At 65.0% G+C, this 26293-nt stretch carries 21 protein-coding genes; 6 read left to right on the forward strand and 15 right to left on the reverse strand.

Going from position 1 to position 26293, the window contains the following annotated elements:
- Nucleotides 1-44 precede the first annotated feature (44 nt).
- The 9 genes from hflC to ACUN9Y_RS00120 form a co-directional block, all read right to left on the reverse strand.
- Nucleotides 45-929: a protease modulator HflC gene (gene hflC / locus ACUN9Y_RS00080; RefSeq protein WP_445458636.1), complete on the reverse strand. Its 885-nt coding sequence runs from the start codon at nucleotides 927-929 to the stop codon at nucleotides 45-47.
- On the reverse strand, nucleotides 930-2156 hold the full coding sequence (gene hflK, locus ACUN9Y_RS00085) for an FtsH protease activity modulator HflK (protein WP_445458637.1): 1227 nt from the start codon (nucleotides 2154-2156) through the stop codon (nucleotides 930-932).
- A 112-nt stretch (nucleotides 2157-2268) separates the two neighbouring features.
- On the reverse strand, nucleotides 2269-3585 hold the full coding sequence (gene hflX, locus ACUN9Y_RS00090; RefSeq protein ID WP_445458638.1) for a ribosome rescue GTPase HflX: 1317 nt from the start codon (nucleotides 3583-3585) through the stop codon (nucleotides 2269-2271).
- Between the two features lie 16 nt (nucleotides 3586-3601).
- Nucleotides 3602-3847, reverse strand: coding sequence for an RNA chaperone Hfq (gene hfq, locus ACUN9Y_RS00095; protein WP_445458639.1), 246 nt, complete (start codon nucleotides 3845-3847; stop codon nucleotides 3602-3604).
- A gap of 126 nt (nucleotides 3848-3973) precedes the next feature.
- Nucleotides 3974-4915, reverse strand: coding sequence for a tRNA (adenosine(37)-N6)-dimethylallyltransferase MiaA (miaA, locus tag ACUN9Y_RS00100; protein WP_445458640.1), 942 nt, complete (start codon nucleotides 4913-4915; stop codon nucleotides 3974-3976).
- Between the two features lies 1 nt (nucleotide 4916).
- On the reverse strand, nucleotides 4917-6968 hold the full coding sequence (gene mutL / locus ACUN9Y_RS00105) for a DNA mismatch repair endonuclease MutL (RefSeq protein ID WP_445458641.1): 2052 nt from the start codon (nucleotides 6966-6968) through the stop codon (nucleotides 4917-4919).
- Nucleotides 6965-8389, reverse strand: a complete 1425-nt coding sequence (locus tag ACUN9Y_RS00110; protein ID WP_445459072.1) for an N-acetylmuramoyl-L-alanine amidase — start codon at nucleotides 8387-8389, stop codon at nucleotides 6965-6967. Before ACUN9Y_RS00110 ends, mutL begins: the two co-directional genes overlap by 4 nt.
- 35 nt (nucleotides 8390-8424) lie before the next feature.
- Nucleotides 8425-8916: a tRNA (adenosine(37)-N6)-threonylcarbamoyltransferase complex ATPase subunit type 1 TsaE gene (tsaE, locus tag ACUN9Y_RS00115; RefSeq protein ID WP_445458642.1), complete on the reverse strand. Its 492-nt coding sequence runs from the start codon at nucleotides 8914-8916 to the stop codon at nucleotides 8425-8427.
- Nucleotides 8897-10480 (reverse strand): NAD(P)H-hydrate dehydratase, encoded by a 1584-nt coding sequence (locus tag ACUN9Y_RS00120; protein WP_445458643.1) that lies wholly within the window; start codon nucleotides 10478-10480, stop codon nucleotides 8897-8899. Before ACUN9Y_RS00120 ends, tsaE begins: the two co-directional genes overlap by 20 nt.
- Before the next feature lie 106 nt (nucleotides 10481-10586).
- Between ACUN9Y_RS00120 and queG the strand changes: the two genes are divergently transcribed.
- Nucleotides 10587-11711, forward strand: a complete 1125-nt coding sequence (queG, locus tag ACUN9Y_RS00125) for a tRNA epoxyqueuosine(34) reductase QueG (protein ID WP_445458644.1) — start codon at nucleotides 10587-10589, stop codon at nucleotides 11709-11711.
- Between the two features lie 41 nt (nucleotides 11712-11752).
- Here queG and orn read toward each other — a convergent pair whose 3' ends face one another.
- Nucleotides 11753-12340, reverse strand: a complete 588-nt coding sequence (gene orn / locus ACUN9Y_RS00130; protein WP_445458645.1) for an oligoribonuclease — start codon at nucleotides 12338-12340, stop codon at nucleotides 11753-11755.
- Between the two features lie 111 nt (nucleotides 12341-12451).
- Here orn and rsgA point away from each other — a divergent pair, with 111 nt between their 5' ends.
- From rsgA to asd, 3 genes are all read left to right on the forward strand, one after another.
- Complete coding sequence (gene rsgA / locus ACUN9Y_RS00135) at nucleotides 12452-13492, forward strand: small ribosomal subunit biogenesis GTPase RsgA (RefSeq protein WP_445458646.1); 1041 nt, start codon at nucleotides 12452-12454, stop codon at nucleotides 13490-13492.
- Between the two features lie 40 nt (nucleotides 13493-13532).
- Complete coding sequence (locus ACUN9Y_RS00140; protein ID WP_445458647.1) at nucleotides 13533-14363, forward strand: sulfurtransferase; 831 nt, start codon at nucleotides 13533-13535, stop codon at nucleotides 14361-14363.
- 176 nt (nucleotides 14364-14539) lie between these two features.
- Nucleotides 14540-15412, forward strand: coding sequence for an archaetidylserine decarboxylase (gene asd, locus ACUN9Y_RS00145; protein WP_445458648.1), 873 nt, complete (start codon nucleotides 14540-14542; stop codon nucleotides 15410-15412).
- A gap of 242 nt (nucleotides 15413-15654) precedes the next feature.
- Here asd and epmA read toward each other — a convergent pair whose 3' ends face one another.
- Both epmA and efp read right to left on the reverse strand, forming a co-directional pair.
- Nucleotides 15655-16641: an EF-P lysine aminoacylase EpmA gene (gene epmA / locus ACUN9Y_RS00150; RefSeq protein WP_445458649.1), complete on the reverse strand. Its 987-nt coding sequence runs from the start codon at nucleotides 16639-16641 to the stop codon at nucleotides 15655-15657.
- 168 nt (nucleotides 16642-16809) lie between these two features.
- Entirely contained in the window at nucleotides 16810-17376 is a 567-nt protein-coding gene (gene efp, locus ACUN9Y_RS00155; RefSeq protein WP_445458650.1) for an elongation factor P, read from the reverse strand.
- A gap of 193 nt (nucleotides 17377-17569) precedes the next feature.
- Here efp and epmB point away from each other — a divergent pair, with 193 nt between their 5' ends.
- Nucleotides 17570-18745: an EF-P beta-lysylation protein EpmB gene (gene epmB, locus ACUN9Y_RS00160; RefSeq protein ID WP_445458651.1), complete on the forward strand. Its 1176-nt coding sequence runs from the start codon at nucleotides 17570-17572 to the stop codon at nucleotides 18743-18745.
- 208 nt (nucleotides 18746-18953) lie between these two features.
- Here epmB and leuA read toward each other — a convergent pair whose 3' ends face one another.
- Nucleotides 18954-20657, reverse strand: coding sequence for a 2-isopropylmalate synthase (gene leuA, locus ACUN9Y_RS00165; protein ID WP_445458652.1), 1704 nt, complete (start codon nucleotides 20655-20657; stop codon nucleotides 18954-18956).
- A gap of 699 nt (nucleotides 20658-21356) precedes the next feature.
- Between leuA and ACUN9Y_RS00170 the strand changes: the two genes are divergently transcribed.
- Entirely contained in the window at nucleotides 21357-22742 is a 1386-nt protein-coding gene (locus ACUN9Y_RS00170) for a glycerophosphodiester phosphodiesterase family protein (RefSeq protein ID WP_445458653.1), read from the forward strand.
- Between the two features lie 277 nt (nucleotides 22743-23019).
- Here the strand turns inward: ACUN9Y_RS00170 and ACUN9Y_RS00175 are convergent, their stop codons facing one another.
- Both ACUN9Y_RS00175 and serB read right to left on the reverse strand, forming a co-directional pair.
- On the reverse strand, nucleotides 23020-24405 hold the full coding sequence (locus ACUN9Y_RS00175) for an MFS transporter (RefSeq protein WP_445458654.1): 1386 nt from the start codon (nucleotides 24403-24405) through the stop codon (nucleotides 23020-23022).
- 632 nt (nucleotides 24406-25037) lie between these two features.
- Nucleotides 25038-26273, reverse strand: coding sequence for a phosphoserine phosphatase SerB (gene serB, locus ACUN9Y_RS00180; RefSeq protein WP_445458655.1), 1236 nt, complete (start codon nucleotides 26271-26273; stop codon nucleotides 25038-25040).
- Between the last annotated feature and the right edge of the window lie 20 nt (nucleotides 26274-26293).

Raw genomic sequence — 26293 nt, forward strand, 5'->3', positions numbered from 1 at the left:
GGACTTCGAGCCCCCTGGAAGACCAAGGGAGCTCGCCAAGCGCCTTAGCCCTCCGGCCGCTCCGGGCTCTTCAAGTAGCGGAAGAAGTCGCTGGAGGGATCCAGCACCATCATGTTGCCCTGCTCCGCGCTGAACGTCTCGCGGTAAGCATTGAGGCTGCGCCAGAAGGAGAAGAATTCGGCATCCTGCTGGTAGGCCTCGGAGAAGATCGCGGCGGCTTCGGCATCGCCTTCACCGCGCAGCGTCTCGGAGCGCTCGTTGGCCTGGGCCAGCAGCACCTGACGGCGACGGTCGGCGTTGGCACGAATACGCTCGGACTCTTCCTGACCCTGGGCACGCCACTCGCGGGCTTCACGCTCACGCTCGGAACGCATGCGCTCGTAGACCGCCGAGGAGACGTCCTCGGGCAGATCGATACGCTTGACCCGGATGTCGAGAATGGCGACACCGAGCTCATCACGCATCAACGAATCGAGATCGCTGGTCGGACCGGTCATCAGGTCATCACGCTTCTCGGAGATGATCTGCTTCAGATTGAGCTGACCAAACTCGTTACGCAGGCTCTCGTCGACCCGCGGCTGAATCAGCCTCACGGCCATCAGCTCGTCGCCGGCCGTCGCCTCGTAGTAACGGGTGGGGTTGACCACCTGCCACTTGACGTAGGAGTCCACGATCACCGCCTTCTGCTCGAGGGTCAGGTAGCGGCTGGCATCGGTATCCAGCGTCAGCACCCGGGTATCGAACTTGCGGATGGTCTGGGTCACCGGCACCTTGACGTGCAGGCCGGGCTGAATATTTTCCTCGATGATCTCACCGAAGCGCAGCTTCACCGCGCGCTCGGTTTCATCGACCACATAGAGGCTATTGCTGGCAAGCCAAGCCACGGCGGCCAGGCCGCCGACGATGAGCAGGGATCGGTTATTGATCATTTAGCGTCCCTCCCGCTGGATGCCGGTGTCGCGGCCACTGCGACTGCTGTTGCTCGACGTACTGGACTCGGCGCGGATGCGATCGAGCACCTGCGGATCGAGCTGACTGCTGTCCGCCTCGCCGGCGGAGGCGCTGCCACTCGGCTTGAGCCGGTCCAGCGGCAACACCATCAGCGGGCTCTGCTCGCTGACATCGACCAGCACCTTGTTGGTCTGACCGAGCACCTCGGAAATGGCATCGAGGTACAGACGCTCACGCATCACGTCGGGAGAATTGCGATACTGGGTCAGCAGCGCGCTGAAGCGGTTGGCTTGACCACGCGCCTCGGCGACCACGGACTCACGGTAGCCCTGCCCCTGCTCGACCACTCGCTGGGCCTGACCCTGGGCCGCCGGGATGATCGCATTGGCGTAGGCCATGGCCTGGTTGATCGTGCGCTGACGATCCTCGCGCGCCCGGATGACGTCATCGAACGCATCCTGCACCGCATCGGGGGGCGAGGTGGATTCGACGTTCAGCGTCTGCAGGCGGATACCGGTGCCATAGTTGTCCAGGTACGACTGCAGGCGACTGGCGACCGAGGAACCGAGGATTTCACGGCCGGACGTCAGGATATCGATCATGTCGGTGCCGCCAACGACGTGGCGCAGGGCCGAGTCGAGGGCATTCTCCAGCGACAGCTCAGGATCGCGCACATTGAGGACATAGCCTTGCGGATCGGCGACCTGATACTGAGCCGAAATTTCCACCGAGACGATGTTCTCATCCTGGGTCAGCATCGACTGGGTCTGGCTCACCGAGCGCACCCGGGTCACGTTGACCATGCGCACGTCGTCGATCAGCGGCGGGTTCCACTGCAGACCCGGCGTGACGACTTCCTGGAACTTGCCGAAACGCAGCACCACGCCACGCTCGGACTGGTCGACCAGATAGAAGCCGCTGGCCGCCCACACCGCGAGGGCGATGATGATCAACAGCCCCGGCAGGGTAAAGGCGTTGCGCGACTTGCCGCCGCCGCTCTTGCCGCCATTGCCGTTGCCACCGCGCTTGCCACGGCCGCCCAGCATGCTGTTGAGCTTGTCCTGAAACTTCTTCAGGGCCTCATCAAGGTCCGGCGGCCCCTGGTTGTCTCCGCCGCGGTTGCCGCCGCCGTTTCCCCCACGTCGGCCCCCACCACCACTCCAGGGATCGTGCTGGTTGCCGCCACCAGGCTCATTCCAGGCCATACGTCGTCTCCACTCTGTGCATCCGCCGCGACGCTTGCGACGGGCATCGGTTGCGATCCGTGTCGGCGCCGCCTCGGGGCGACGCTGTGTCGACCCGATTTTCGGGTCGTCGTCAGGCTTCCCAGACGTCGCGTTCCTTGAGCGACTCGGGAAGGTAGTCGTTGGCACGCTCGCCGAGGCGAGCCATCAGCTGATTGAAGTCACGCCGCGGCAGGCGAACTTCCAGGCAGGTATGCCCGGCATCATCGAAGCGTTCATCGCGAACCGCGCCCAGTTCGTGCAACGCGGCGCGCAGCTTGCCCTGCTCCGGTGCCAAGGTCAGATCGAAGTCGATGACATCGTCGGCCAGCCGCTCCGACAAGGCCTGAGACAGTAGATCCAGCCCGAGTCCTTTCTGGGCCGACAACCACACCGTGTCCGGCACGCCGTGTTCATCGCGTTCGATGCGCGGCGCGCTGTCGAACAGATCGATCTTGTTCATTACCTTGAGGCTCGGCACCTCATCGGCACCGATTTCCGCCAGCACGGTATCCACCTGGGTGACATTGAGCTCGCGATCCGGATCCGCGGCATCGATGACGTGCACCAGCAAGCTCGCTTCCGCCGCCTCCTGGAGCGTGGCACGGAAGGCCTCGACCAGCTTGTGCGGCAGGTGGCGAATGAACCCGACCGTGTCGGCCAGCACCACTGGCCCCACGTCCGTTACCTCGAGCCGCCTCAGCGTTGGGTCGAGAGTAGCGAAGAGCTGGTCCGCCGCATAGACCTCGGCCGCGGTCAAACTGTTGAACAGCGTTGATTTGCCGGCGTTGGTGTACCCCACCAGGGACACACTGGGAATCTCGGCGCGAGAGCGAGCGCGGCGATTCTGGCTGCGCTGACTGCGCACCTTGTCCAGGCGCTTGTGGATGGCCTTGATGCGAGCACGCAACAGACGACGGTCCGTCTCGAGCTGAGTCTCGCCGGGACCACGCAGGCCGATCCCCCCCTTCTGGCGCTCGAGGTGGGTCCACCCCCGCACCAGGCGAGTCGACATGTACTCGAGTTGGGCCAGCTCCACCTGCAGCTTGCCCTCGTGAGTACGGGCGCGCTGGGCGAAGATATCGAGGATCAGGCCGGTACGATCGAGCACGCGACACTTCAGCGCCTGCTCGACGTTGCGTTCCTGGGAAGGACTAAGCGCATGGTTGAAGATCACCAGTTCTGCCTGGTGCACCGCCAGCGCCTCGCGGACTTCCTCGAGCTTGCCCGACCCCACATAGGTCCTGGAGTCGGGGCGCTGGCGAGACCCGGTGATCAGGGTGGCAGGCTCGGCACCAGCCGAGCGCACCAGCTCCAGAAACTCGCCGGGATCTTCGCGCTCCTTCTCGTCCTGAAAGTCGAGATGGACGAGTACCGCCGTTTCACCGGCGTCGGGACGTTCAAAAAACAATCAATACCTCACGCAATTAGATTTCCGGCTGCGCGGCGGGGTCTTGAGCCGGGAGGCGCACGTTACGCGACGGCACCACCGTGGAGATGGCGTGCTTATAGACCATCTGGCTGACCGTGTTGCGCAGCAAAATGACGAACTGGTCGAAGGACTCGATCTGACCCTGCAGCTTGATGCCGTTGACCAGGAAGATGGATACCGGAATGCGCTCCTTGCGCAGGATGTTCAGGTACGGATCTTGAAGGGACTGCCCTTTGGACATGTTGCTCTCCCTGAGTGTCTTAGGGGTTGAAGTTATGCCGATGCTCGCCTCTGCCGTTGGGAAGCGGCGAGCATCGAGGATTCGGCGGGGCCCGGTCAGTCGGCCACACGAACTCGATATCTTACGCTATGTCCCGGATTTGCGCACCAGTTTCCAGATTCGCTCGGCGGGATCCCCGACCAGGGGGTCGACCCAATTCAGCCGCGGCCAACTGCGCATCCAGGTCAGCTGACGCTTGGCCAGCTGACGCGTTGCCACCACTGAGCGAAAGCGTAGTTGCTCTCTATCGAACTCGCCGTCCAGATACGCCCAGGCCTGACGATAGCCGACGCTCTTCATCGACGGCAACGTCGGTGACAGGTCACCGCGCGCCCTCAACGACGCCACTTCCTCGAGGAAACCGGCGTCCAGCATCGCCCCGAACCGCTTCGCTATTCTCTCATGTAGCACGGAGCGATTCGCCGGCGCGAGACCTATGGACAGCGTGCGGAAGGGAAAGGTTTCAGGACGCTGCTCACGCCACAGTTGCGACAGCGATTTGCCACTGACCTCATACACCTCCAGCGCCCGTAGCAGACGCTGAGGATCGTTGGGATGAATCCGTGCGGCGGACTCCGGGTCGACCCGGGCCAGCCGCTCATGCAGCCCCTTGAGCCCATGACGCTCGACGTCTTGCTCAAGGGCGGCCCGCACGTCGGGGCTCGCCGACGGCAGGTTGGCGACGCCTTCCATCAGGCGCTTGAAGTACATCATGGTGCCCCCCACCAGCAGCGGCACCCTGCCTTGCGCGGCGATCTCATGCATCTGGGCCAGCGCGTCGTCTCGAAACTCCGCCGCCGAATAGGGCTCGGCGGGATCCCGAATATCGATCAGCCGATGCGGCGCCCGCGCAAGCTCTTCTGGTGATGGCTTGGCGCTGCCGATGTCCATGCCGCGATAGACCATGGCCGAGTCGACGCTGATGATCTCGCCATCGAGGGCGTCTCGGGCGGCAATGGCCAGATCGGTCTTGCCCGCCGCGGTGGGGCCCATCAACACAATCGCCAGGGGCCGAGAATCGACGCCCATGTCACTGGCCTCGCAGGAACAGTCGATCGAGCTCGCGCAGGCTCATCTGGGTCCAGGTCGGACGACCGTGATTGCACTGACCACTGCGCTCGGTATGTTCCATATCACGCAGCAGGGCATTCATCTCGGCGACGGTCAGCAGGCGATTGGCACGCACGCTACCGTGGCAGGCCATCGACGCCAGCAGTTCATTGATATGCGCCTCGATGCGGTCGGAGCGGCCATAGCGCTCCAGATCCGCCAGCATCTCACGCACCAGCGGCTCCACGTCGGCATCGGCCAAGAGGGTCGGCACCTGGCGCACCAGCAAGGTTTCGGGGCCGGCGGCATCGAGCTCCACGCCGAGCCGTGAAAATGCCTCGTGCTCCGCCTCGGCGGTCTCGACCTCGGCCGGGCTCGCCGCCAGCGATACCGGTACCAGCAGCGGCTGGGCATCCAGGGCTCCGCCATGAACCTGGTGCTTCATGCGTTCGTAGACGATCCGCTCATGGGCGGCGTGCATGTCGACCAGCACCAGCCCGTGAGCATTCTGGGCGAGGATATAGATGCCATGCAGCTGGGCGATGGCGAACCCCAGCGGCGGCGCCTGAGTGGCGTCTTCCGCGGGCATCGGCGCCGCGCTGGGCGTGCCCTCGGCCAAGGCGCCGGCGCCACCCTCGACGCCGACCATGGTCCGCGGCAAGGGGCGCACGCGCTCGCTCTGCGCCACTCCGGCGGCGTAACCGCCAGCACCAGGGGCTGCCGGCTGTGGGGTAAGCAGGCTCTCTTCATGCTCCGGGTGCAACTGGCGATAGCCATCCATGAAGGCCCGCACGCGGTCCGGCGTGACATTGGTGCCGCCCTCGTCTCGGCGCGCATGCAGCGCCATGGGCTGCTGCTGCCAGGCGCCAGGCGCGGGCTGGCCACTGGCGGGGCGCGGCTCACGAATCTCGCCGGTCTCGGGGTCGACGTCGAGGCCCTCGTGGTCGTCGTGGCTGGCGGCGGACTCGGCCTGGCCGGCGCGCGCCTCACCGAGAGCCCGGTGCAGACTGGAGAACAGGAAGTCATGAACCATGCGCCCATCGCGAAAGCGCACTTCATGCTTGGTCGGGTGCACGTTGACGTCCACCACCGTAGGGTCGACATCCAGGTACAGGACAAACACCGGATGACGACCGTGGAACAGCACGTCGCGATACGCCTGACGGACGGCATGAGCCACCAGGCGGTCGCGCACCACCCGCCCGTTGACGAAGAAATACTGCTGATCGGCCTGGGCACGCGAGTAGGTCGGCAAGCCCACCCAGCCCCACAGGCGCAGCCCCCCGGCCGCGATATCAAGCGTCAGGGCGCTGTCGAGAAAGCCCTTCCCCAGCAGCGACTTGAGGCGCCTTTCTCGGGTCTCTTCGTCGTCTGCCACGGGCAACTGATGGAGCGTCTTTTGATTGTGGCGCAGCACCCAGCCGATATCGAAGCGCGACAGCGCCTGGCGCCGGAAGGCCTCCTCGACATGGCCAAACTCGGTCTTCTCGGTGCGCAGGAACTTGCGCCGAGCCGGGGTGTTGAAGAACAGGTCGCGCACGATGACCGAGGTCCCCCTCGGGTGCGGCGCTGGCGTGACCCGGGGCTCCATGCGGCGCCCTTCCGCCACGACTCGCCAGCCCCCGCGCGGGTCGTTTTCGACGTTGGAGGTCAGCTCGAGCCGTGACACCGAGCTGATCGAGGCCAGCGCCTCGCCGCGAAAACCGAGGCTCGCCACCCCCTCGAGCTCGTCCAGCGAGGCGATCTTGCTGGTGGCGTGACGCGATAGCGACAGCGGCAGGTCGTCCTCGCCGATGCCCGAGCCATCATCGCGCACCCGGATCAGTCGCGTGCCGCCCGATTCAATCTCGAGCTCGATGCGTGTACTGCCGGCATCGATGGCGTTCTCCACCAGTTCCTTGACCACCGAGGCCGGCCGCTCGACCACTTCACCGGCGGCGATCTGGTTGGCGAGTCTCGGATCGAGGATCTGGATGCGGCGCCGTGTCGCCGTCGGGCCTGGGGTTGAGGTCGGGGTATCGGTCTCGTTCATGAGCTCGGAATCCTCAGCACCTGTCCGACGCGGATCACATCGCCAGACAATTCGTTGACCTGCTTGAGCTGGGTCAGCGGTACACTATGCCGCGCGGCGATGGCAGACAGGGTGTCACCGGGCTGAATACGGTACTCGTTGGACGCGGTGTTGCGCCCCTGATCACGCTGCCAGGCCAGCAGGCTCGCCGGAGGCGGATTCCGCTCGAAGTGGGCGCGCACACCGCCAAACACCGCGCTCATCATCCGGTCCTGATAGCCACCATCGCGCAGACGCCGCTCTTCCTCCGGGTTGGAGATGAAGCCGGTCTCCACCAACAGCGACGGAATGTCCGGCGACTTCAGCACCACGAAGCCGGCCTGCTCCACGCGCGGCTTGTGCAGGTCGTTCAAGCGACCGATCCGATCGAGCACCTCGCCACCGATGGTCAAGGAGTCATTCAGGGTCGCGGTCATGGTCAGGTCCAGCAACACGCCACGCAGCACCTGGTCCTTGTCGTCAAGCGACAGGTTGCCATCGACGCCGCCGATCAGATCGGAACGGTTCTCGCTGGCGGCCAGCCACTTGGCCGTCTCGGAGGTTGCACCGCGTTGGGACAGGGCGAACACCGAGCTACCGTGGGGCCGCGGGCTGTTGAAGGCGTCGGCATGAATCGAGACGAAGAAGTCGGCCTTCTGCTCCCGCGCGATGATAGTGCGCTGACGCAGGCCCACATAATAGTCGCCGTCGCGAATCATCACCGCCTTGAAACCGGCAGTGGCGTTGATCTGGCGCGCCAGGCGATCGGCCATCTGCAGCACCACATCCTTCTCGCGGGTGCCGCTCGGGCCCAGGGCGCCAGGATCCTCGCCGCCGTGGCCCGCGTCCACCGCGATGATGATGTCGCGCTTGGGATGGGGCTGGGCCGCATCCACCACCGGCGCCGCCTCGACCGGGTCTCGACCTTCGGCCACGGCCACGGTCTTGGCCCGCTCGGCGGCGATTTCCTGCTCGCGAATCATCGCCTCGATGGGATCGATAGGATCCTCCACGGCGCTCTCGCCGGGATACTCGAGATCGACCACGAAGCGATCACCGTATTGGGCGTTCGGCGCCAGCGAAAAATGCCGCGGCTCCACCGCCCGGCTCAGCTCCAGTACCACGCGCAGATCATCGCCTTCGCGCACGCCGGTGCGCACCGAGCTGATGGCGCTGCCCGAGAGGTCCATGCTCGAGGGCGAGGCCTTGAGCTCGGTGTCTGCCAGATCGATGACCAGACGACGGGGATTGTCGAGCTGGAAGACCGAAGCAGACGCCGGCGACGACAGGTCGAACACCAGCCGGGAGTGGTCCGGCGCCGCCCACAGGCGAATATTGTCGACGTTTCCCGCTAGGGCCAGCGGGCTAACGAGCACACCGCCTGCCAGCGTCACGACGGTCATCAGGAAAAAGCCGGCCAGACGGCCAAGACGCTGACTCATGCGTCGCCCTCCGCGGCCAGTCCGTGAGCGCCGAGCGAAGTTGCGACCCGCGCCAGTACCCGGTCACCGCGGGGCGTGTGCGCCTCAAGGCTGGCCTCGCGGCCGCCATCCCGGTGGGCCAGGGAAACGCGAACATCGGGCTCGGGCAACCAGCCTTCGCCACGCTCGGCCCATTCGATCAGGCACAGGCAATCCTCGGCGAGCAGGTCACGACCGCCGATGAACTCGAGCTCCTCGGCATCCCCGAGGCGGTACAGATCGAAATGGTAGAGCCTGACGGCATCGAGCTCGTAGGGCTCGACCAGCGTGTACGTGGGGCTCTTCACTGCGCCTTGATACCCGTAGGCACGCAGCACGCCCCTGGCGAGCGTAGTCTTGCCGGCACCCAGTTCGCCGGCGAGGTAGACGCGCCCGCGCCCCTCGAGCGCCCGCCCCAGGCACTCCCCCAGTGCGACCTGGCGGTCTTCGTCATCGAGTCGCAGCAGCATTATCCTCGCCTATCGTCGGATTGACCAAAATTCGAGCACAGGATGCCAGATCGCTCGCGAGCAGGCCACGTTCACCGCCCTGACGTGCCGCCATGTCGCCGGCCAAGGCATGCACCAGAACGCCGGTCTGCGCGGCCTGCTCCAGTGCCAGCCCCTGGGCCACCAAGGCACCGATGATGCCGGCCAGGGCGTCACCCATGCCGCCGCTGGCCATGCCCGGGTTACCGAATGGACACAGCGCCAGACCGCTCGGGCCGCAGATCAAGGAACCCGCGCCCTTCAATACGACCGTGCCACCATAACGCTGCTGCAGCGCCTTGGCCGCCGCCGGCCGGTCGCTCTCGACCTCGCCGACGCTAAGCTCCAGCAGCCGCGCCGCCTCGCCCGGGTGTGGCGTAAGGATCCAGTCGTCGCGACGCTCGCCGGCGAAGCGACTCGCCATCAGGTTGAGCGCATCGGCATCGACCACCAGCGGCACCCCGAGCCCCATGACCGCCTGGAAGATCCCCTGCCCCCAACTGTCCTGGCCAAGCCCCGGGCCGACCACGGCCACACTGAGCTGGGCCACTCGGTCATCGAGCTGGGTCGCGCCGACCACGCCCTTGACCATCACCTCAGGACAGCGGATCAGGCTCGCGGTGACGTGCTCCGGCGCGGTGACCAGCAGCACCTTGCCGGCTCCTGTGCGAGCGCAGCTTTGCGCCGCCAACAGCGCGGCGCCGCCCGTCCCCGCCCCCCCGCCGAAAATGCCGGCAAACCCGGCCGCGCCCTTGTGTGCATCCCGCTCCCGGGGCGGCAGGCCCTGCTTCAGCAGCTCAGGCGCCAAGCGCCAGGCACAGGGCTCAAGATCGGTGTGGACCAGGGCGTTGACCCCCAGCGATTCCACCACCACCTCGCCGGCCAAGGCCGCACCGCGGCCGGTGTGCAGCCCGAGCTTGTCGGCGATAAAGGTAACCGTGACGTTGGCGCGCACGGCCGGGCCACGTGCGGCCCCGCCGTCGGCGCAGACGCCGGAGGGGATGTCGATGGCCAGCACCGGACGTTCAGCGCCATTGATCGCGGCGATGGCGCTAGCGTAATCGGGGCGCACATCGCCGTGAAAGCCGGTACCGAGCAGTGCATCGACGATCACATCACCTTCGAGCCCGACGCCTTCCTGCCAGTCCAGCCAGGCGACGCCGGCGGCGTCGGCAAGCTCGGCGGCGCGCAGGGCCTCGCCGGTCAGCTTTTCTCTTGGCGGCACCGAAAGGCGCTGCACGCGCCTGCCCTCACGGGCGGCCAACGCCGCCAGAACATGGCCGTCGCCACCGTTGTTGCCACCGCCACACAGCACCGTCAGGCACTTGGTCGCCGGCCAGCGTGCCTTGAACCAGCGCCAGGCCGTGCCCGAGGCACGGTGCATCAACGCGAAGCCGTCCTGTTCCTCGGCAATCGCTCGGCGATCGAGTTCGCGTACCTGGCCGGCGCGGTACAGGGGCGTCTGGCCGGGTTTCGCCTCACTCGGCGTTGTCCCCACTGGCTTGGAGGGGTTGACGTGGGGTTGGGGGCTGGACGGGGCGCTCATGCGGTATTCCCTCCTGGCGGGATGCTTTACCATGGTGTGACGTTCCTCCCTGAAGTCTAAGGCCTTCTTCTCTCGCGCCTAAGACGCGATGGCCCACGTGCAAGGTATGTCCTCTTTTATGTCTGGTCAGTCTGCCGTTACCGACGCCTCCCCGGCCGCCGATCTGAACGCCCTGGCGACGCTGATCAAGACCTGGGGCCGAGAGCTCGGCTTCCAGCAGGTCGGCATCACCGACGTCGACCTGGCCGACGACGAAGCCCGCCTCAACCGCTGGCTCGAGGCCGGCTATCATGGCGAGATGGGCTTCATGGCCAAGCATGGCACGAAGCGCACCCGCCCGGCGGAGCTGGAGCCCGGCACCCTGCGCGTCATCAGCGTGAGGCTCGACTACCTGCCCCCCGAAGTCGAAACCACCAAGGTACTCGGTCAGCCGGCCAGGGCCTACGTCTCACGCTATGCCACCGGTCGCGACTACCACAAGCTGATGCGCAAGCGCCTGCAGAGTCTGGCCAAGCGCATCGAGGCCAAGGTCGGCCCGATCGGCTACCGCGCCTTCGTCGACTCCGCCCCGGTCATGGAGCGGGCCCTCGCGCGCAAGGCCGGCCTCGGCTGGTTCGGCAAGAATGCCATGCTACTCAACCCCAAGGCCGGTTCGCTGTTCTTTCTCGGTGAGCTGTACACCGACCTGCCGCTGCCGGTGGACGAGCCCTTCGTGGCGGAGCATTGCGGAAGCTGCAGTAGCTGTCGCAGCGCCTGCCCCACCGGCGCCATCGTGGAGGACAAGGTCGTCGATGCCCGCGCCTGCATCTCGTATCTCACCATCGAGCTCCACGATGCCATTCCCGAGCACTACCGCGAGGCCATGGGCAACCGGGTGTTCGGCTGCGACGACTGCCAACTGGTGTGTCCCTTCACCCGTTTCACCCGGGTCAGCGATGAGCCAGACTTCGCGCCACGTCACGACCTCGACCGCGCCAGCCTGTTGTCCCTGTTTGCCTGGGGCGAGGAGGAATTCCTCGAGCGCACCGCCGGCAGTCCGATCCGCCGCATCGGCTACGAGCGTTGGCTGCGCAACCTCGCCGTGGGGCTTGGCAATGCCCCCTGGAGCCAGGCGGTGGAAGCCGCCCTGCTCGTGCGCCTGGCCTATCCCTCGGACCTCGTGCGTGAACACGTGCGTTGGGCCCTCGACCGCCAGCGCTTGCGTCGCGAGCAGCGCATCGTCACCGGCTGACGACTGATGCCGGGCACGCCTTCTGCGCCTGCCCTCGCCACTCACCCTGTCGCGGCGTCGTCCTCGGCCACACGCAGGAAGGTCTTGCGATAGTGGGCAAGCTCGGCAATCGACTCCTTGATATCGTCCATCGCCAGGTGCACGTTGCGCTTGGAAAATCCGCTCAGCGCCTCCGGGTTCCAGCGCTTGGCCAGTTCCTTGACGCTGGACACGTCCAGGTTGCGGTAATGAAAGAAGCCATAGAGCTCCGCCATCTCCCGCTCGAGGAAGCGACGATCCTGATGGATCGAGTTGCCGCACATCGGCGATGAGCCTGGGGTGACGTAGGTCGCCAGAAACTCGAGCGTACGCCGTTCGGCCTCGCGCGTGTCGATGGCGCTCTTGCGCACGCGCTCAACGAGCCCCGACTCCCCGTGGGTACGGGTGTTCCACTCGTCCATGCCGGCGATCAAGGCAGCGTCCTGGTGAACCGCCATCACCGGGCCTTCGGCCACCACCTCGAGGTTGGCGTCGGTGACCAGGGTCGCGACCTCGATGATGCGTTCACGATCGGGATCAAGCCCGGTCATCTCAAGATCGATCCACACCAGCAGATCGTTGCGCGGAGTCACATTGGGGGTGTCGGTCATCTGGGGGTCCTCGGCGAAAGGGAAGCCATCGACCGGCAGGCGACGGTGTCTCACGACACTGCCCCCCGGGATGGGTACAATGCGGCTCATTGTACCGACCAACGGGTAGGCATGAGCAAACGCAATCTGAGCCGCCAGCAGCGCTGGCGCATCGAGAAGATCCAGGCCGAGCGCGCCAAGCGCGCCGAGAAACGCCAGGGTGACGATGACGACAAGCTCGCCGCCGGCGAATACGGCGCCGAACGCGATGGCCGAGTGATCGCTCACTTCGGCCGCACCCTGGACGTCGCCGAGCACGCCGGCGAGACGCCTGTGCGCTGCCACCTGCGCGCCAATCTCGAGGGGCTGGTCACCGGCGACCGAGTGATCTGGCGCCAAGGCGAGGACGGCAGCGGCGTGGTGGTGGCTCGTGGCCAGCGCGACAACGTCCTCGAGCGGCCAGACATGCGCGGTCTGCTAAGGCCGGTGGCGGCCAATATCGACCAGATCCTGATCGTCTTTGCGGTAGAGCCGGAGCCTCACGCCGGGCTCATCGACCGCTATCTGGTGGCCGCCGAATCCACCGGCATTCAGCCGGTTCTCGTGCTCAACAAGACCGACCTGCTTCCCGATGAAGGCGGCGAACTGCGCGACCTGCTGGCGCGCTACGAAGGCCTCGGCTACCCGGTGGTGGCGACCACCACCGCCAGCGATGACGGTCTCAGGGCGCTGTACACCCAATTGGCCGGGCGCACGTCGGTGTTCGTCGGCCAGAGCGGCGTCGGCAAGTCGTCGCTGATCGATCTGCTGCTGCCCGACGAGAGCCTGCGGATCGGCGACCTGTCGGTGGACTCGCGCAAGGGCCGCCACACCACGACCACCGCCCAGCTCTACCGCCTGCCGCCGCCGAGCACCGAGATCGAGGCCGGCGAGTTGATCGACTCCCCCGGCATCCGCGAGTTTGGACTCACTCACCTGGACGAGCAGAGCGTGACCGACGGGTTCATCGAGTTCCGCCCCTTCCTCGGACGGTGTCGATTCCGCGACTGCCGCCACCGCCAGGAGCCCGGCTGCGCCCTGCTCGAGGCCGTTGACCAGGGCCAGGTGCATCCCCAGCGCTTTGCCAGTTATCGTCGAATCGTCGATAGTCTGGATAATGACGGTACGCGCTAAGCGCCGACCGAGCACCGCTTGAGCCCGAGGAGGACGAGAGATGAGTTCCGAAGATAACCTGCTGCCCCTGATCGTCGAGCCGCAAGGACTGGCCGACTTGCTCGGCCATGAGGACATTCTCGTCATCGATGTGCCGCTCAAGGCACAGAGCTATACCGATGGCCACGTGCCGGGGGCGATCTTCCTCGACCATCGCCGTCTGTTGAAGGGCGATGGGCCGGTGCCCAATGAACTACCGGAGCTCGACGAGCTGTCCGAGCTGTTCTCGTCGCTTGGCCTGACCCGGGATACCCACGTGGTGGCCTACGATGATGAAGGCGGCGGCTGGGCCGGGCGCCTATTGTGGACCCTGGAGCTGATCGGCCACGGCCGCTATTCGTACTTGAACGGTGGCATCCACGCCTGGCGCGACGATGGCCAACCACTATCCCGCGATGACGTGACGCCAACTCCAAGCGACTATCGGGCCGAGATTCTCAACCCCCGCGTCGCCATCGACCGGCTGGAGCTCACCGAGCGCCTGGGCGGCGAGCACTTCGCCATCTGGGACGCACGCTCAGCCGACGAGTTCGACGGCAAGAAAGGCGACAACCAGCACCTTGGGCACCTTCCGGGCGCGGTCAACATGGAGTGGACCCTGGCCATGGATCGTGAGCGCTCGCTTCGCCTGCGCGACTACGCCGAGCTTATTACCGAGCTTCAGGCCATGGGCATCACGCCGGATATGGAAGTGGTCACTCACTGCCAGAGCCATCATCGCAGCGGCTTCACCTGGCTGGTCGGCAAGGCGCTCGGGTTCGACAACATTCGCGCCTACCCCGGCTCGTGGAAGGAATGGGGCAACCGCGACGACACGCCGATCGAGGCCTGAATGAGCACCGCGGTGTCGCGCTATCGCGGCGACCGTCAGGCCCGACGCCGTGATGGTTTAGCCGCCCCAGCGCCCGAGGCCGCGGTCGCTTGCATCAACACCCGTGCAATATCTCCACCTCCGGGAGAGACGCCAGGCGTCTCTCCCCATCCTTTTCTCTTGCAGCGAGACTGCCCGTGTCATCTGCCAAGCTGTTTGCCCTGATCCAGTACCCCCTGCCCCACCATCTGATTTCACGCCTGGTCGGGCGCCTCGCCGAGTGTCGTGTGACCTGGCTGAAGAATGCGCTGATCAAGGCGTTCATTCGCCAGTTCAAGGTCGACATGAGTCAGGCGGTGGAGACTGACTACCGCGTCTACCCCACCTTCAACGCCTTCTTCACCCGGGCCCTGGAAGCCGACGCTCGGCCGTTGGAAGATGGCTTGCTGTGCCCCGCCGACGGCACCCTGTCCCAATGGGGCGACATCGACCGCGGGCAGTTGATTCAGGCCAAGGGCCACCGCTTCAGCGTCAGCGATCTGCTCGGCGGCGATCCGTTGAAGGCCACCGAGTACGCCAGCGGCAGCTTCGCCACGGTCTACCTGTCGCCCAAGGACTACCACCGGGTGCACATGCCCCTGGCCGGTACCCTGACCGAGATGGTGTACGTGCCCGGGCGCATCTTCTCGGTCAATAGCGCCACCGCCGAGCAGGTACCCAACCTGTTCGCCCGCAACGAGCGCCTGGTGTGTCACTTCGATACCGAGCACGGCCCCATGGTGATGGTGCTGGTGGGTGCGATGATCGTCGCCGCCATCGAAACGGTCTGGTCGGGCCAGGTCACCCCCTTGTCGGGCAAGGTCGAGCGGATTCGCTTTAACACCCCGGTGCACCTCGACAAGGGCCAGGAGATGGGCCGCTTCAAGCTCGGCTCCACCGTGGTCATGGCCTTCACCCAGCGCGTCAATTTCGATGCCATCGACAACGCGCCGGGCGACGCCGCGGCGGTCCGCATGGGCCAACGCCTCGGTGCCGAGCCCGGCCAGGAAAGCGTTACGGACCAGGTGTAACCCGCACCAGGTTGGCGCGACGCGACGCAATAAGAGTGCCACGGCTGGTGCATCGCGCATCAGCCCGTGCGCTACCGGCCCCAGGCAGCATGTCAGCCAACGACGGCGAGTAGCGTGTCAGCCAACGACGACGGGTAGCGTGTCAGCCACCGGCTCCAGGTAGCGTGTCAACCAACGACGGCGGGTAGCGTGCCCGCCACCGGCTACGGATAGCATGTCAGCAGCCGACTCCAGGTAGCATATCAACAGCGTGGCGTAGAAAAGGCCATCACCTCTTCCACCCGAGCCTTGCCGAGCGCCAGCTGAATCAGGCGATCGAGCCCCAGTGCCACACCGCTGCCTTCCGGCATGCCCTCCTCAAGTGCGGCCAGCAGCCGCTCGTCGATGCCGACCTCGCCGAGTCCAAGGGCGTGTCGGGCCGCGTTGTCCGCGCTGAAGCGGGCACGTTGCTCGCCTGGGTCGGTCAGCTCGTCGTAACCGTTGGCAAGCTCGACCCCGGCCAGATAGACCTCGAAGCGCGAGGCCACCCAGGCTCCGTCTCTCGGGTCCCGATGGCGCCGTGCCAGCGCCGCCTGGCTGGCCGGGTAGTCCAGCACCACCTCGACGCCGTCCTGGCCAAGGGTCGGCTCGATCACCAGCCCCATCAGCAGATCCAGGCACTCATCCCGCGGGGCCTCGTGCATGGCGATCCCGCCACGTTCGCTGGCCTCTCGGCGCAGCGTGTCGAGGTCAACGCAGAACGGGTCGATGCCCAGGTGTTCGATAAACAGGTCCCGATAGGCGCGGCGACGCGGCGTGCCGGGCTCTCGGCCCAGCACGGCGTGGATCAGGGCCAGCGTCTCGTCGATCAGGGCATCGAGGCTCCAGCCCGGCCGATACCACTCGAGCATGGTGAATTCAATGTTGTGGCGCCCCCCCACCTCGCCGTCGCGAAAGCTGCGGGCAAGCTGAAAGATCGACCCCGCGCCCGCGGCAAGCAGCCGCTTCATGGCAAACTCGGGCGAGGTCTGCAGCCACAGCCGCTCGCGTCCGGCCGGTGTCACCGCCGTGCACGCCAGCGACGCCAGATGCACATCGGTGCTGCCGCCATGGCCCAGTACCGGCGTCTCGACCTCCAGCACATCGCGCTGGAAAAAGAACTCACGCACCCGATGGGTTAGCGCCGCTCGGCGGCGCAGGGTCTCGATGGTCGCCGTCGGGCGCCAGTCATGTGAAGGCGTCGTGTGCATGTCGCTCACCGTCGTTGTCGTCGTCCCGACCATCCAGCGCGGTCCCTCGCCGCGGCCGGGCGTGGCGGTCATGGGGGTAAGACGCACAAAGGCCACGCGCTGGCGTGGCCTTTGTCGTCGCTGTGGCTCAAACAGTCGCCGCCTCGGCTCGGCGAGGCGACCACGGCATCAAGCGCGGGACACGTAGTCGCCGGAGCGGGTGTCGATCTTGAGCACTTCGCCCTGGTTGATAAACAGCGGCACGCGAACCACGGCACCCGAGGACAGGGTCGCGGGCTTGGAGCCCCCCTGAGCGGTGTCGCCCTTCAGGCCCGGATCGGTCTCGACGACCTCGAGCTCGATGAAGTTCGGCGGCGTCACCGAAATGGCGTTGTCGTTCCACAGCGTCACGGTGTAGGCAACTTGCTCCTTGAGCCACTTGTCGCTGTCGCCCAGCGCCTTCTTCTCGACGGCATACTGCTCGAAGGAACCGTCGGTCTTCATGAAGTGCCACATGTCGCCGTCGGTGTAGACGTATTCCATCTCCAGATCCATCACGTCGGCGCCCTCGAGGGAATCGCCAGACTTGAAGGTACGCTCCCAGACGCGTCCGGTCATGAGGTTGCGCAGCTTGACCCGGCTGAAGGCCTGGCCCTTGCCCGGCTTTACCAATTCATTCTCGACGATGGCGCAGGGATCGCCGTCCAGCATGACCTTCAGACCGCCCTTGAATTCATTGGTAGAATAGTTCGCCATAAGATCTCTTCCTGACATCGCGCCCGTCCCGGCGTCGGGTCGGGAGGGCTTTCATTACATTTGGCGAGGGCAAGACCCTCACCCGCATCGATAGGTGGCACGCATGATAACCCGAAGCCCCGCGCTTTTGCAGCGAAAGCCCGCGACGGCCACTGGGACGGCGGACACCGAAAAGGCCCTGGCCAGTGACAGCATGACGACCGTAAAGACCGAAACAACCACGCCGGAACAACCAAGCCGCGAGAGGCCGGCCACGGCACGTATCATCCCCAGCGTGCCAGCGACCGGCCCGATAGAACACGCCGACGGCGTGCCAGCGACCGGCCCAATAGAGCGCACCAACAGCGTGCCAGCGACGTCCCCGATAGAACACGCCGACGGCGTGCCAGCGCCCGGCGCCTGGCAACGCCAATTGGCGGGCGCCATTCGTGATCCACGGGCGCTCTGCCAGCGCCTCGAGCTTGACCCGCGCTGGTGGCCAGGCGCCGAGCGGGGGCATGAACTGTTCGAAGTCCGCGTGCCCGAAGCCTTCGCCGCGCGCATGCGCCCGGGCGACCCCTTCGACCCGCTGCTGCGCCAGGTCTTGCCCCTCGCAGACGAAGGCGCGCCGACGCCCGGCTACGTCAGCGACCCGCTGGGCGAAGCCGATCACACCCAGCGCCCCGGCCTGATTCACAAGTATCGTGGCCGCGTACTGTTGATCACGAGCCCCGCCTGTGCGGTGAACTGTCGCTACTGCTTTCGCCGCCACTTTCCCTATGCCGACAACGCGCCCTCACGCCCCCAGTGGGACGCGACCCTGGACTACCTGCGCGACGATACCTCGATCCGCGAGGCCATCCTGTCCGGTGGAGACCCTCTGGCGGCCAGCGACAGACAGCTTGGGTGGCTGGTGAGCCGCCTCGACGCCATTCCTCACCTGACTCGGCTGCGCCTGCACACGCGCCTGCCGGTGGTGATCCCCGACCGGGTCGACGGCGCGCTGCTTAAGTGGCTCTCCGCCAGCCGCCTGAAGAAGGTCGTGGTGCTGCACATCAATCACCCCAACGAGATCGACCAGGCGGTGATCCGGGCCTGTCAGCGGCTATCCCGCGCCGGCGTTACGCTGCTCAACCAGAGCGTGATCCTTGCCGGCGTCAACGACAGCGTGGATACCCTGGAGGCGCTGTCGGAGCGATTGTTCGAAGCCGGCATCCTGCCCTACTACCTGCACGCCTTCGACCCGGTCGCGGGCGCCGCCCACTTCGATGTCAGCGACGCCAGGGCCCGCGCACTACTCGACGAACTGCGCACCCGACTGCCGGGCTTTTTGGTGCCGACACTGGCCCGGGAAGTACCGGGTGAGGCGAGCAAGACCCCCCTGCTCTGACGCGAGCCGTCTGGCGCCCTTCAGGCGTTATCCGCGTGACGTGGCCGGCCATCGGTCAGCCGACGTCTGCGTCGAGCATTACGTCAACAACGCAAAAAGCCCCCTGCAACAGGCGTTGCAGGGGGCTCGGGCACGCCGGGCGTGTGTTCCGCTTTCCGCGTCCGACGTCAGGCCGGCCGCTCACGCCAAGGGACGCGGCGCAGTCGGATCACACCGTCTCGGCAGTCACGTTCGGCGCCGACACTTCGGTGGACAAGTTGCGGTTGATCGCGCTCATCACGCCCTTGATCGAGGCGCTGGTGATGCTCTCGTCGCTACCCACGCCAAACACCGCTTCACCGCCGATTCGCACTTCCACGTAGGCAATGGCCTCGGCGTCGGCGCCTTGGCCGCGGGAATGCTCGTGGTAATCGATGATCTCGACGTCGTGGCCCTCGGCGGCGAGCGCCTTGACGAAGGCCGCCAGCGGGCCGTTGCCCTGGCCGCTGATGGTCTGCCGCTGGCCGTCCTTGGCGATACAGGCCTCGAGTGTCACGGTCGGGCTATCGGGCTCGGACGACAGACGATGGCTGACCAGGGTGAAGGGCTCGGTCTTGGCCAGGTACTCGTCGACGAAGGCCTGGTAGATCATGGCCGAGGTAATCTCCTTGCCAAGACGGTCGGCCACCTCCTGCACCACCTGACTGAACTCCATGGACAACCGGCGCGGCAGCTCGATGCCATGCTCCTGTTCGAGCAGATAGCAGATACCGCCCTTGCCCGACTGGCTGTTGACGCGAATCACCGCCTCGTAACTGCGGCCCACGTCCATCGGATCGATGGGCAGGTACGGCACCGCCCAGACCGCATCGGGGTCGGCCTGGCGAACGGCCATGCCCTTCTTGATCGCGTCCTGGTGGGAGCCGGAGAAGGCGGTGAACACCAGATCACCGACGTAGGGATGGCGCGGGTGGACCGGCAGTTGATTGCAGTACTCGACTTCCCGCATCACCGGGGTGATGTTGGAGAAATCCAGTGCCGGGTTCACGCCCTGGGTATAGAGGTTCATGGCCAGGGTGACGATGTCGACGTTGCCGGTTCGCTCGCCGTTGCCGAACAGGGTGCCTTCGACGCGGTCGGCGCCGGCCATCACCGTCAACTCGGCCGCGGCCACGCCGGTGCCGCGGTCATTGTGCGGATGCACGCTGACGATCAGGTGATCACGATGACTGATATGGCGGCAGAACCATTCGACCTGATCGGCGTAGTTGTTCGGCGTCGCGCACTCGACGGTCGCCGGCAGGTTGACGATCATCTTGTCGTCCGCGGTGGCGCCGTAGGTCGCCATGACCGCATCGACGATCTCTACCGCGAAATCCATCTCGGTGGTCGTGAACAACTCCGGCGAGTACTGAAAGGTCCAGTTGGTCTCGGTCGCGGCATCCATCTGCGCACGAATCTGGGCGGTGGCGTCGGTCGCGATCTTGATGCACTGCTCACGATCGACGTTGAACACCACCTTGCGAAACACCGGATCGGTGGCGTTATAGACGTGGACGATGGCGTTCTTGGCGCCCTTGAGAGACTCGAAGGTGCGCTCGATCAAATGCGGACGGGCCTGGGTCAGCACCTGAATGGTGACGTCATCGGGAACCTTGTCGTCCTCGATGAGGCTACGCACGAAGTCGAAGTCGGTCTGAGACGCCGACGGAAAACCAACCTCGATTTGCTTGAAACCGATCTTGAGCAGCAGGTCGAAGAATCGCTGCTTGCGCTCCTGATCCATCGGATCGATCAACGCCTGATTGCCGTCGCGCAGGTCGACGCTGCACCACTGCGGCGGCGTCTCGATGCGACGGCTCGGCCATTGGCGGTCGGGCAGGTCAACGGCGACGAAGGGGCGGTACTTGGCGGATGGATCATTGAGCATCATGGCGGCGGTCTCCGAGGGTCGTGTTCAGCGTTGCAATAGGGTCGTTGATCTTGTCTGTTGCCGAGGCGCGGCGGGTCATGCGCCACGCTCCGGCGTAAACGGCGACGCCCCGCATGCCGAATGGCATGCGGGGCGTAATAAGTCGTCGTGATGCTGCGCGTCGAGCGGCCATACGGCGAGCGGCCATGGTCGGTCGAGCCACCGGGTGCCCGGCTTCCCGTTTGATGACACCACACGCACGCTGGGCGTCGAAGCGGCAGCCTCGAGACGCTTCACCGGTGGCGGCGACAGGGGGGACCATCATGATAGGGCACTGTGTGGCGGATGACATTTCTACTTACCTCGACGAAGACCTGACAGGTGGGGATGCGACGTGCGGCATCTCCCGGCGCGCTTAGAAGCGGGCTAGTAGTCGTAGGTCTAGGGCGAGCAAGCGAGACGTCATTTTCATGCCCCTAGAAAATCAGGACTGGCCCGCGATGTCAACTCCACTGCGTCGACGGCGCTGTCATATTGCTGTCCTCAGGAGCGTCTAGTCTGAAGAAGTTCGGCTCTTGAGTCAGGTTCTCGAGCCAGGATCTCGAATCCGCGTTTGGCGCTATAGCCCTGGCCAGTCAGCGGCGACCTGAGCATCGGACGCTCCGAACACCATATCAATGGATCACGACAACATCTGAAATCAAGCCAAGGGAGATCGTCATGCTGGAACTCATCCGCGCTGTCGCAGCGCCTTGCGGCCTTGAACCATCGAGTCGATTGGCGACCAGGCCATCTACACTCATCGGACGCATCCTCGCAGTGCCAGCCTTGTCGCTGCTCGTCTCTACCCTGGCACTGAGCCAGGCGCCGACCGCAGCCGCCGCGGATACACCGCCCGAGGCCTCGACATCCGGCATGCCGGTAAGCCTAGGCCCGCGTCCGTACTTTCTAGTCGATGACATGGATGAGGACAATGCGCAGTCGGCGGACCTCAAGGCACGCCTTGAGCAGTGCGCCGCGAACCGCACGAGCTTCGAGCGCAGCGACTTCTCCATCGGTCACCGTGGCGCTCCCATGATGTTCCCTGAGCACACCCGGGAGGCCTACCTCGCCGGGGCGAGAATGGGCGCCGGCGTGCTCGAGTGCGATGTGGCGTTCACCGCCGACAAGGAACTGGTCTGCCGGCATTCCCAGTGTGACCTGCACGGCACGACCAATATTCTACAAACGCCGCTGGCCGAACAGTGCGCCGTGCCACCGGAGTACGACGACAACGGCAAGCTGACCAACGCCGCCGACGTCCAATGCTGCACCAGCGACATCACCCTGGCCCAGTTCAAGACCCTCGAAGGGCGCATGGATGGCGTCAATCCCGAGGCCGATACCCTGGAGGGCTACCTGGCTGGCAACCCGGCCTGGCGCACCGAGCTCTACGCCGACCGTGGCACCCTGATGAGCCACGCCGAGAGCATCGAACTGTTCAAGTCCCTGGGCGTCAAGATGACGCCGGAGCTCAAGACGCCCAGCGTCGACATGCCCTTCGACGGCATGAGCCAGCAAGACTACGCCCAGAAGATGATCGACGAGTACAGCGCCGCCGGAGTCGGCCCCGACGACGTCTATCCCCAGTCGTTCCTGCTCGATGACGTGCGCTACTGGATCGACAACACCGAGTTTGGCGACCAGGCCGTGTATCTCGATGACCGAGACCTCAAGCCCGAATTCGATGTCAGTGACCCGGCGACCTGGTCACCGTCGATGCAAGAACTCGCCGATCAAGGGGTCAAGATCCTGGCGCCCCCGATGTGGATGCTGCTGGCCGAAGGCGACGATCCCGAACGCCCCATCGTGCCATCGGTCTACGCCGAACAGGCCAAAGCGGCAGGTCTCGAGCTGATCGCCTGGTCCTTCGAACGCTCCGCGCCGCTGGTCGACGATGGCGCCTGGTATCACCAGACCATCGATGGTGTGGTCAATAACGACGGCGACAAGATGGTGGCGCTGGACGTGATGGCCCGTGACGTAGGCGTCAAGGCGGTGTTCTCGGACTGGCCGGCGTCGGTATCCTTCTACGCCAACTGCATGGCCGAGGAACTCGATCTCTGATCCCCCTCCACCGCCAGACACACGAAAACGACCGGGAGGATAACCTCCCGGCCTGAACGCCATCCGTGGCGTTGGCGCCCCTAACGCCATTCCGAGGACTTTAGTCTAGCGGCAGTCGGGCCGCGCTCCCCTCCCCCATCCGCGGTAGGACGAGCGGCGTGCTTGAGGGGTAGCCACACATCGCCAGGGTCGAGAGACGGCCGTCGCCAGGCAGCAAAAAAAGCAGGAGACGAGTCTCCTGCTTGCCTGGCAACGGACGCGATCTCGGGCGACGCCTCTACCCTTGCTTGAGCACCAGCGGCCGAGTGGCCTCGCCCCCCTCGTCATCGATATCGACCACCTTCTTGGCATTCCACACCGTGAGTGCGAGAAACAGCGAGACGACGCTCGCGCCAAGCCAGAAGTACTGGGCCTGGGTGAAGTCGTAGACGCTGGCACCGGCCGAGGAGTCAACGCTGATCAAGGCCGCGGAAATCACCTCCTGGGCCGATACGGCAATGTAGGCGAACAGGCCAATGAAGCCCTTCACCGCGCCCACCGCGTTCTTGGGCATCAGATCGCAGGCGGTCAGCCCGGCCAGAAACACCACGAGCCCGCCCATGGCAAACCCGATCAGCCCCAGGGCCACGGCATCCACCAGGCGATGGGTTGGGCCGAAGAACATCAGGCACAGGCCGGCGATGTTGGCCAGTCCATAGAGCAGGGTCGGAATGTGGCGATTGGAGCCGAACAGCTTATCGGACACGATGCCCGACAGCACTGCCCCGAACAGCCCCGCAATCGGATACGTGGACATGGCAAAGCCCGCATCCAGCAGCGAGTAGCCCTTCTCTTCCTGGAGATACAGCACCGCCCAGGAAGACATGGCGTAGCGGGTGGTGTACATCGCCGCACAGGCCAGGGCGATCAACCACACCGTGCGTTGCCGGATCACGAACATCTGGGCACGACGAGTGGCCTGGGGATCATTCTGGTTCTTGATTTCCGGCTCTTCATCGAATGCGCTGGCGGCATCCGGCAAGCCATAGGTCTGAGGGCGGTCCTTCAACAGGAAGTACATGCCGATAGCGGCGGCAATGGCGGCCAGTCCTGCACCGATAAAGCCGGCACGCCAGCCAAGGTAACTGACCAGTACCGTGGTCAATATCCAGGTGATCCCTTCACCGATATTGCGCGATGCCCCCCAGATCGAATAGCGGCTACCGCGCTGGCTCGGTGAGAACCACTGGAACAGCGACACGCAGGATGGTGCCGACCCCACCGACTGAAACCAGCCGTTGAGACCCCAGAGTAGAACGAAGAAGAACGCCGCGGTATTGAAGCCCATCACGATGGCGGCGATGCCGGACATCAGCAGCGAGAAGGACATGAACCGGCCGATATTGGCGTAATCCGACAGCACCCCGTTGGAGAATTTTCCAATCGCATAGGTGAAGTAGAAGGCCGACCCCATCAGTCCGAGCTCCTCGAGGGTCACGATGCCCGCATCCAACATCGGTTTCTTTACCACCCCGAGGCTCAACCGAACCACATAGAACACGGCATAACCAAATACCAAGCCAATAAACACTTGCCACTGATAGCGCTTGAAGCGACTGCGCATCGTGTCTTTCGATTCCATTTCCAGCGGGAGATCCGGCCGCGTCTTGAAGGTACCTAGCACCATTAGCTCCTGATATTTTTAGTAGTTGTGGAAATACCCAATCTATCGATCTAGCGTTATTTTTCTCTTCGTATGGCGTTGAGAACGACAGCAAACGCGACGACGAAACCTACGCGAATCGCACAAACAAAGGCATCACCCGCCAGAGGATGGCCGGAGATTCAAAGAGGTATTCCACATGAGCCAATAGCCAATGCATGGGGCGCATGAGGACAAGCGCCCTACCCATCGGAGGTACAAGGAAAGTGAGTGTCAACGGTGACTCACCCGGCCAATCGGGCCTGCCGACTAGCGTTGACGCACAGACGAAGGCGCCTCACCTACCCCCATTTAGCCACGGCAGCACCATGCCAGCCTCATGTCAGCCCCATGCCAGCCTCATGTCAGCACCATGTCAGCCCCATGGCCGAACCCCGATCAGGGAGCGCAGCACGATGACTTTCTCGCGAAAATGACCGCTTCTGCCCTCGAGAGCCGTAAGCCCACAGCAGAGGGTGAGCCCACCACCAAGGGAAAACGAGCGGCAGACAGACAAACGGGGCGGGAACGAATACTCGTTCCCGCCCCGTTATCAGAGCTGCGTAGCCGATATCACCTCGCTACTCGGCCGACCTTCGGAGGTAGAGTGACGGCTAGGCGTGTGGCGCCTCGGCCTCTCGATCGCCGCCGTCCAGGTCGGCCTGGCGATAGCCGATCAGATACAGCACCGCATCCAGGCCCAGGGTCGAGATGCTCTGGCGCGCCTGACTGCGGACCAGCGGCTTGGCCCGGAAGGCGATACCTAGGCCTGCCGCGGCGAGCATCTTGAGATCATTGGCCCCATCGCCCACCGCGATGGTCTGCTCCATGCTGAAGCCTTCACGGCGGGCAATCTCGTGCAGCAGGCCGGCCTTGCGATCGGCATCGACGATGGGCTCGCGCACCTCGCCGGTGACCTTGCCATTCTCGATGACCAACTCGTTGGCATGGATCTCATCGAATCCGAGGCGCTGCTGAAGATATCGCGCGAAATAAGTAAAGCCGCCCGAGAGAATCGCCGTGCGATAGCCCAGCCGCTTGAGGTGGCGCATCAGGCGTTCGACGCCGTCCATGAGCGGCAACTCGTCGGCGATTTCGGCCAGCACCGATTCATCGAGCCCCTTCAGTTTGGCCATGCGCTCGCGAAAACTCTGCTGGAAATCGAGTTCGCCGCGCATGGCCCGCTCAGTGACCTCGGCCACTTCATCGTAGACCCCATGGCGGCGGGCCAGCTCATCGATGACTTCGGCCTGGATCAGGGTCGAATCCATGTCGAAGCACACCAGGCGGCGATGGGTGCGCCAGATCGAGTCTTCCTGCAGGGCGATATCCACCCCGTGGGCCGCCCCGAGGGCCAGCGCCTTCTCGCGCAGGGCCTCGACATCGACCTCATCGCCGCGCAGCCAGCATTCCACGCAGCTGCCCTGGGCCGGCGCCTCGCCATCCAGCGGCTCACGGCCGGACAGCCGGTGCATCAGCTCCACGGTCAAACCGTGCGCGGCGGTCAGTCCACCGACCTCGGCCAGAATACCCGCCGGCAGGCGCGGCGCCAGCAGGGTCATGATCAGCCGCGGCCGGCTGGCCTGAACGCTCCAGCGATGATACTCCTCGGCACCAATCTGGATCGCCTGCACATCGAGGCCAAGCTCGGCACCGGTCGCTCCGAGTGCGCCTTCGAGGTCTGCCTCATGATCCAAGGCCACCAGGGCCTCCAGAGAGACGATGCCGAAGGTCACGCTCTGGTTGATATCGAGAAGCCGCGCACCGCTTTTGGCCAGCGCTCGCCCGAGCCCTGCCAGTTGACCGGGGCGCGCCTGACCGGAGGCGCGCATCAGGATACGACGTGTCATGAATGTCCCTTGTGATCGCT

This window comes from Halomonas sp. V046 (assembly GCF_052645355.1).

Excerpts from the sequence above, each read along its gene's own strand:
- hflC (WP_445458636.1), bottom strand. The coding sequence starts at position 929 with ATGATCAATAACCGATCCCTGCTCATCGTCGGCGGCCTGGCCGCCGTG.
- hflK (WP_445458637.1), bottom strand. The coding sequence starts at position 2,156 with ATGGCCTGGAATGAGCCTGGTGGCGGCAACCAGCACGATCCCTGGAGT.
- hfq (WP_445458639.1), bottom strand. The coding sequence starts at position 3,847 with ATGTCCAAAGGGCAGTCCCTTCAAGATCCGTACCTGAACATCCTGCGC.
- miaA (WP_445458640.1), bottom strand. The coding sequence starts at position 4,915 with ATGGGCGTCGATTCTCGGCCCCTGGCGATTGTGTTGATGGGCCCCACC.
- mutL (WP_445458641.1), bottom strand. The coding sequence starts at position 6,968 with ATGAACGAGACCGATACCCCGACCTCAACCCCAGGCCCGACGGCGACA.
- ACUN9Y_RS00110 (WP_445459072.1), bottom strand. The coding sequence starts at position 8,389 with ATGACCGTCGTGACGCTGGCAGGCGGTGTGCTCGTTAGCCCGCTGGCC.
- tsaE (WP_445458642.1), bottom strand. The coding sequence starts at position 8,916 with ATGCTGCTGCGACTCGATGACGAAGACCGCCAGGTCGCACTGGGGGAG.
- ACUN9Y_RS00120 (WP_445458643.1), bottom strand. The coding sequence starts at position 10,480 with ATGAGCGCCCCGTCCAGCCCCCAACCCCACGTCAACCCCTCCAAGCCA.
- queG (WP_445458644.1), top strand. The coding sequence starts at position 10,587 with ATGTCCTCTTTTATGTCTGGTCAGTCTGCCGTTACCGACGCCTCCCCG.
- orn (WP_445458645.1), bottom strand. The coding sequence starts at position 12,340 with ATGACCGACACCCCCAATGTGACTCCGCGCAACGATCTGCTGGTGTGG.
- rsgA (WP_445458646.1), top strand. The coding sequence starts at position 12,452 with ATGAGCAAACGCAATCTGAGCCGCCAGCAGCGCTGGCGCATCGAGAAG.
- ACUN9Y_RS00140 (WP_445458647.1), top strand. The coding sequence starts at position 13,533 with ATGAGTTCCGAAGATAACCTGCTGCCCCTGATCGTCGAGCCGCAAGGA.
- epmA (WP_445458649.1), bottom strand. The coding sequence starts at position 16,641 with ATGCACACGACGCCTTCACATGACTGGCGCCCGACGGCGACCATCGAG.
- efp (WP_445458650.1), bottom strand. The coding sequence starts at position 17,376 with ATGGCGAACTATTCTACCAATGAATTCAAGGGCGGTCTGAAGGTCATG.
- epmB (WP_445458651.1), top strand. The coding sequence starts at position 17,570 with ATGACGACCGTAAAGACCGAAACAACCACGCCGGAACAACCAAGCCGC.
- leuA (WP_445458652.1), bottom strand. The coding sequence starts at position 20,657 with ATGATGCTCAATGATCCATCCGCCAAGTACCGCCCCTTCGTCGCCGTT.
- ACUN9Y_RS00170 (WP_445458653.1), top strand. The coding sequence starts at position 21,357 with ATGCTGGAACTCATCCGCGCTGTCGCAGCGCCTTGCGGCCTTGAACCA.
- serB (WP_445458655.1), bottom strand. The coding sequence starts at position 26,273 with ATGACACGTCGTATCCTGATGCGCGCCTCCGGTCAGGCGCGCCCCGGT.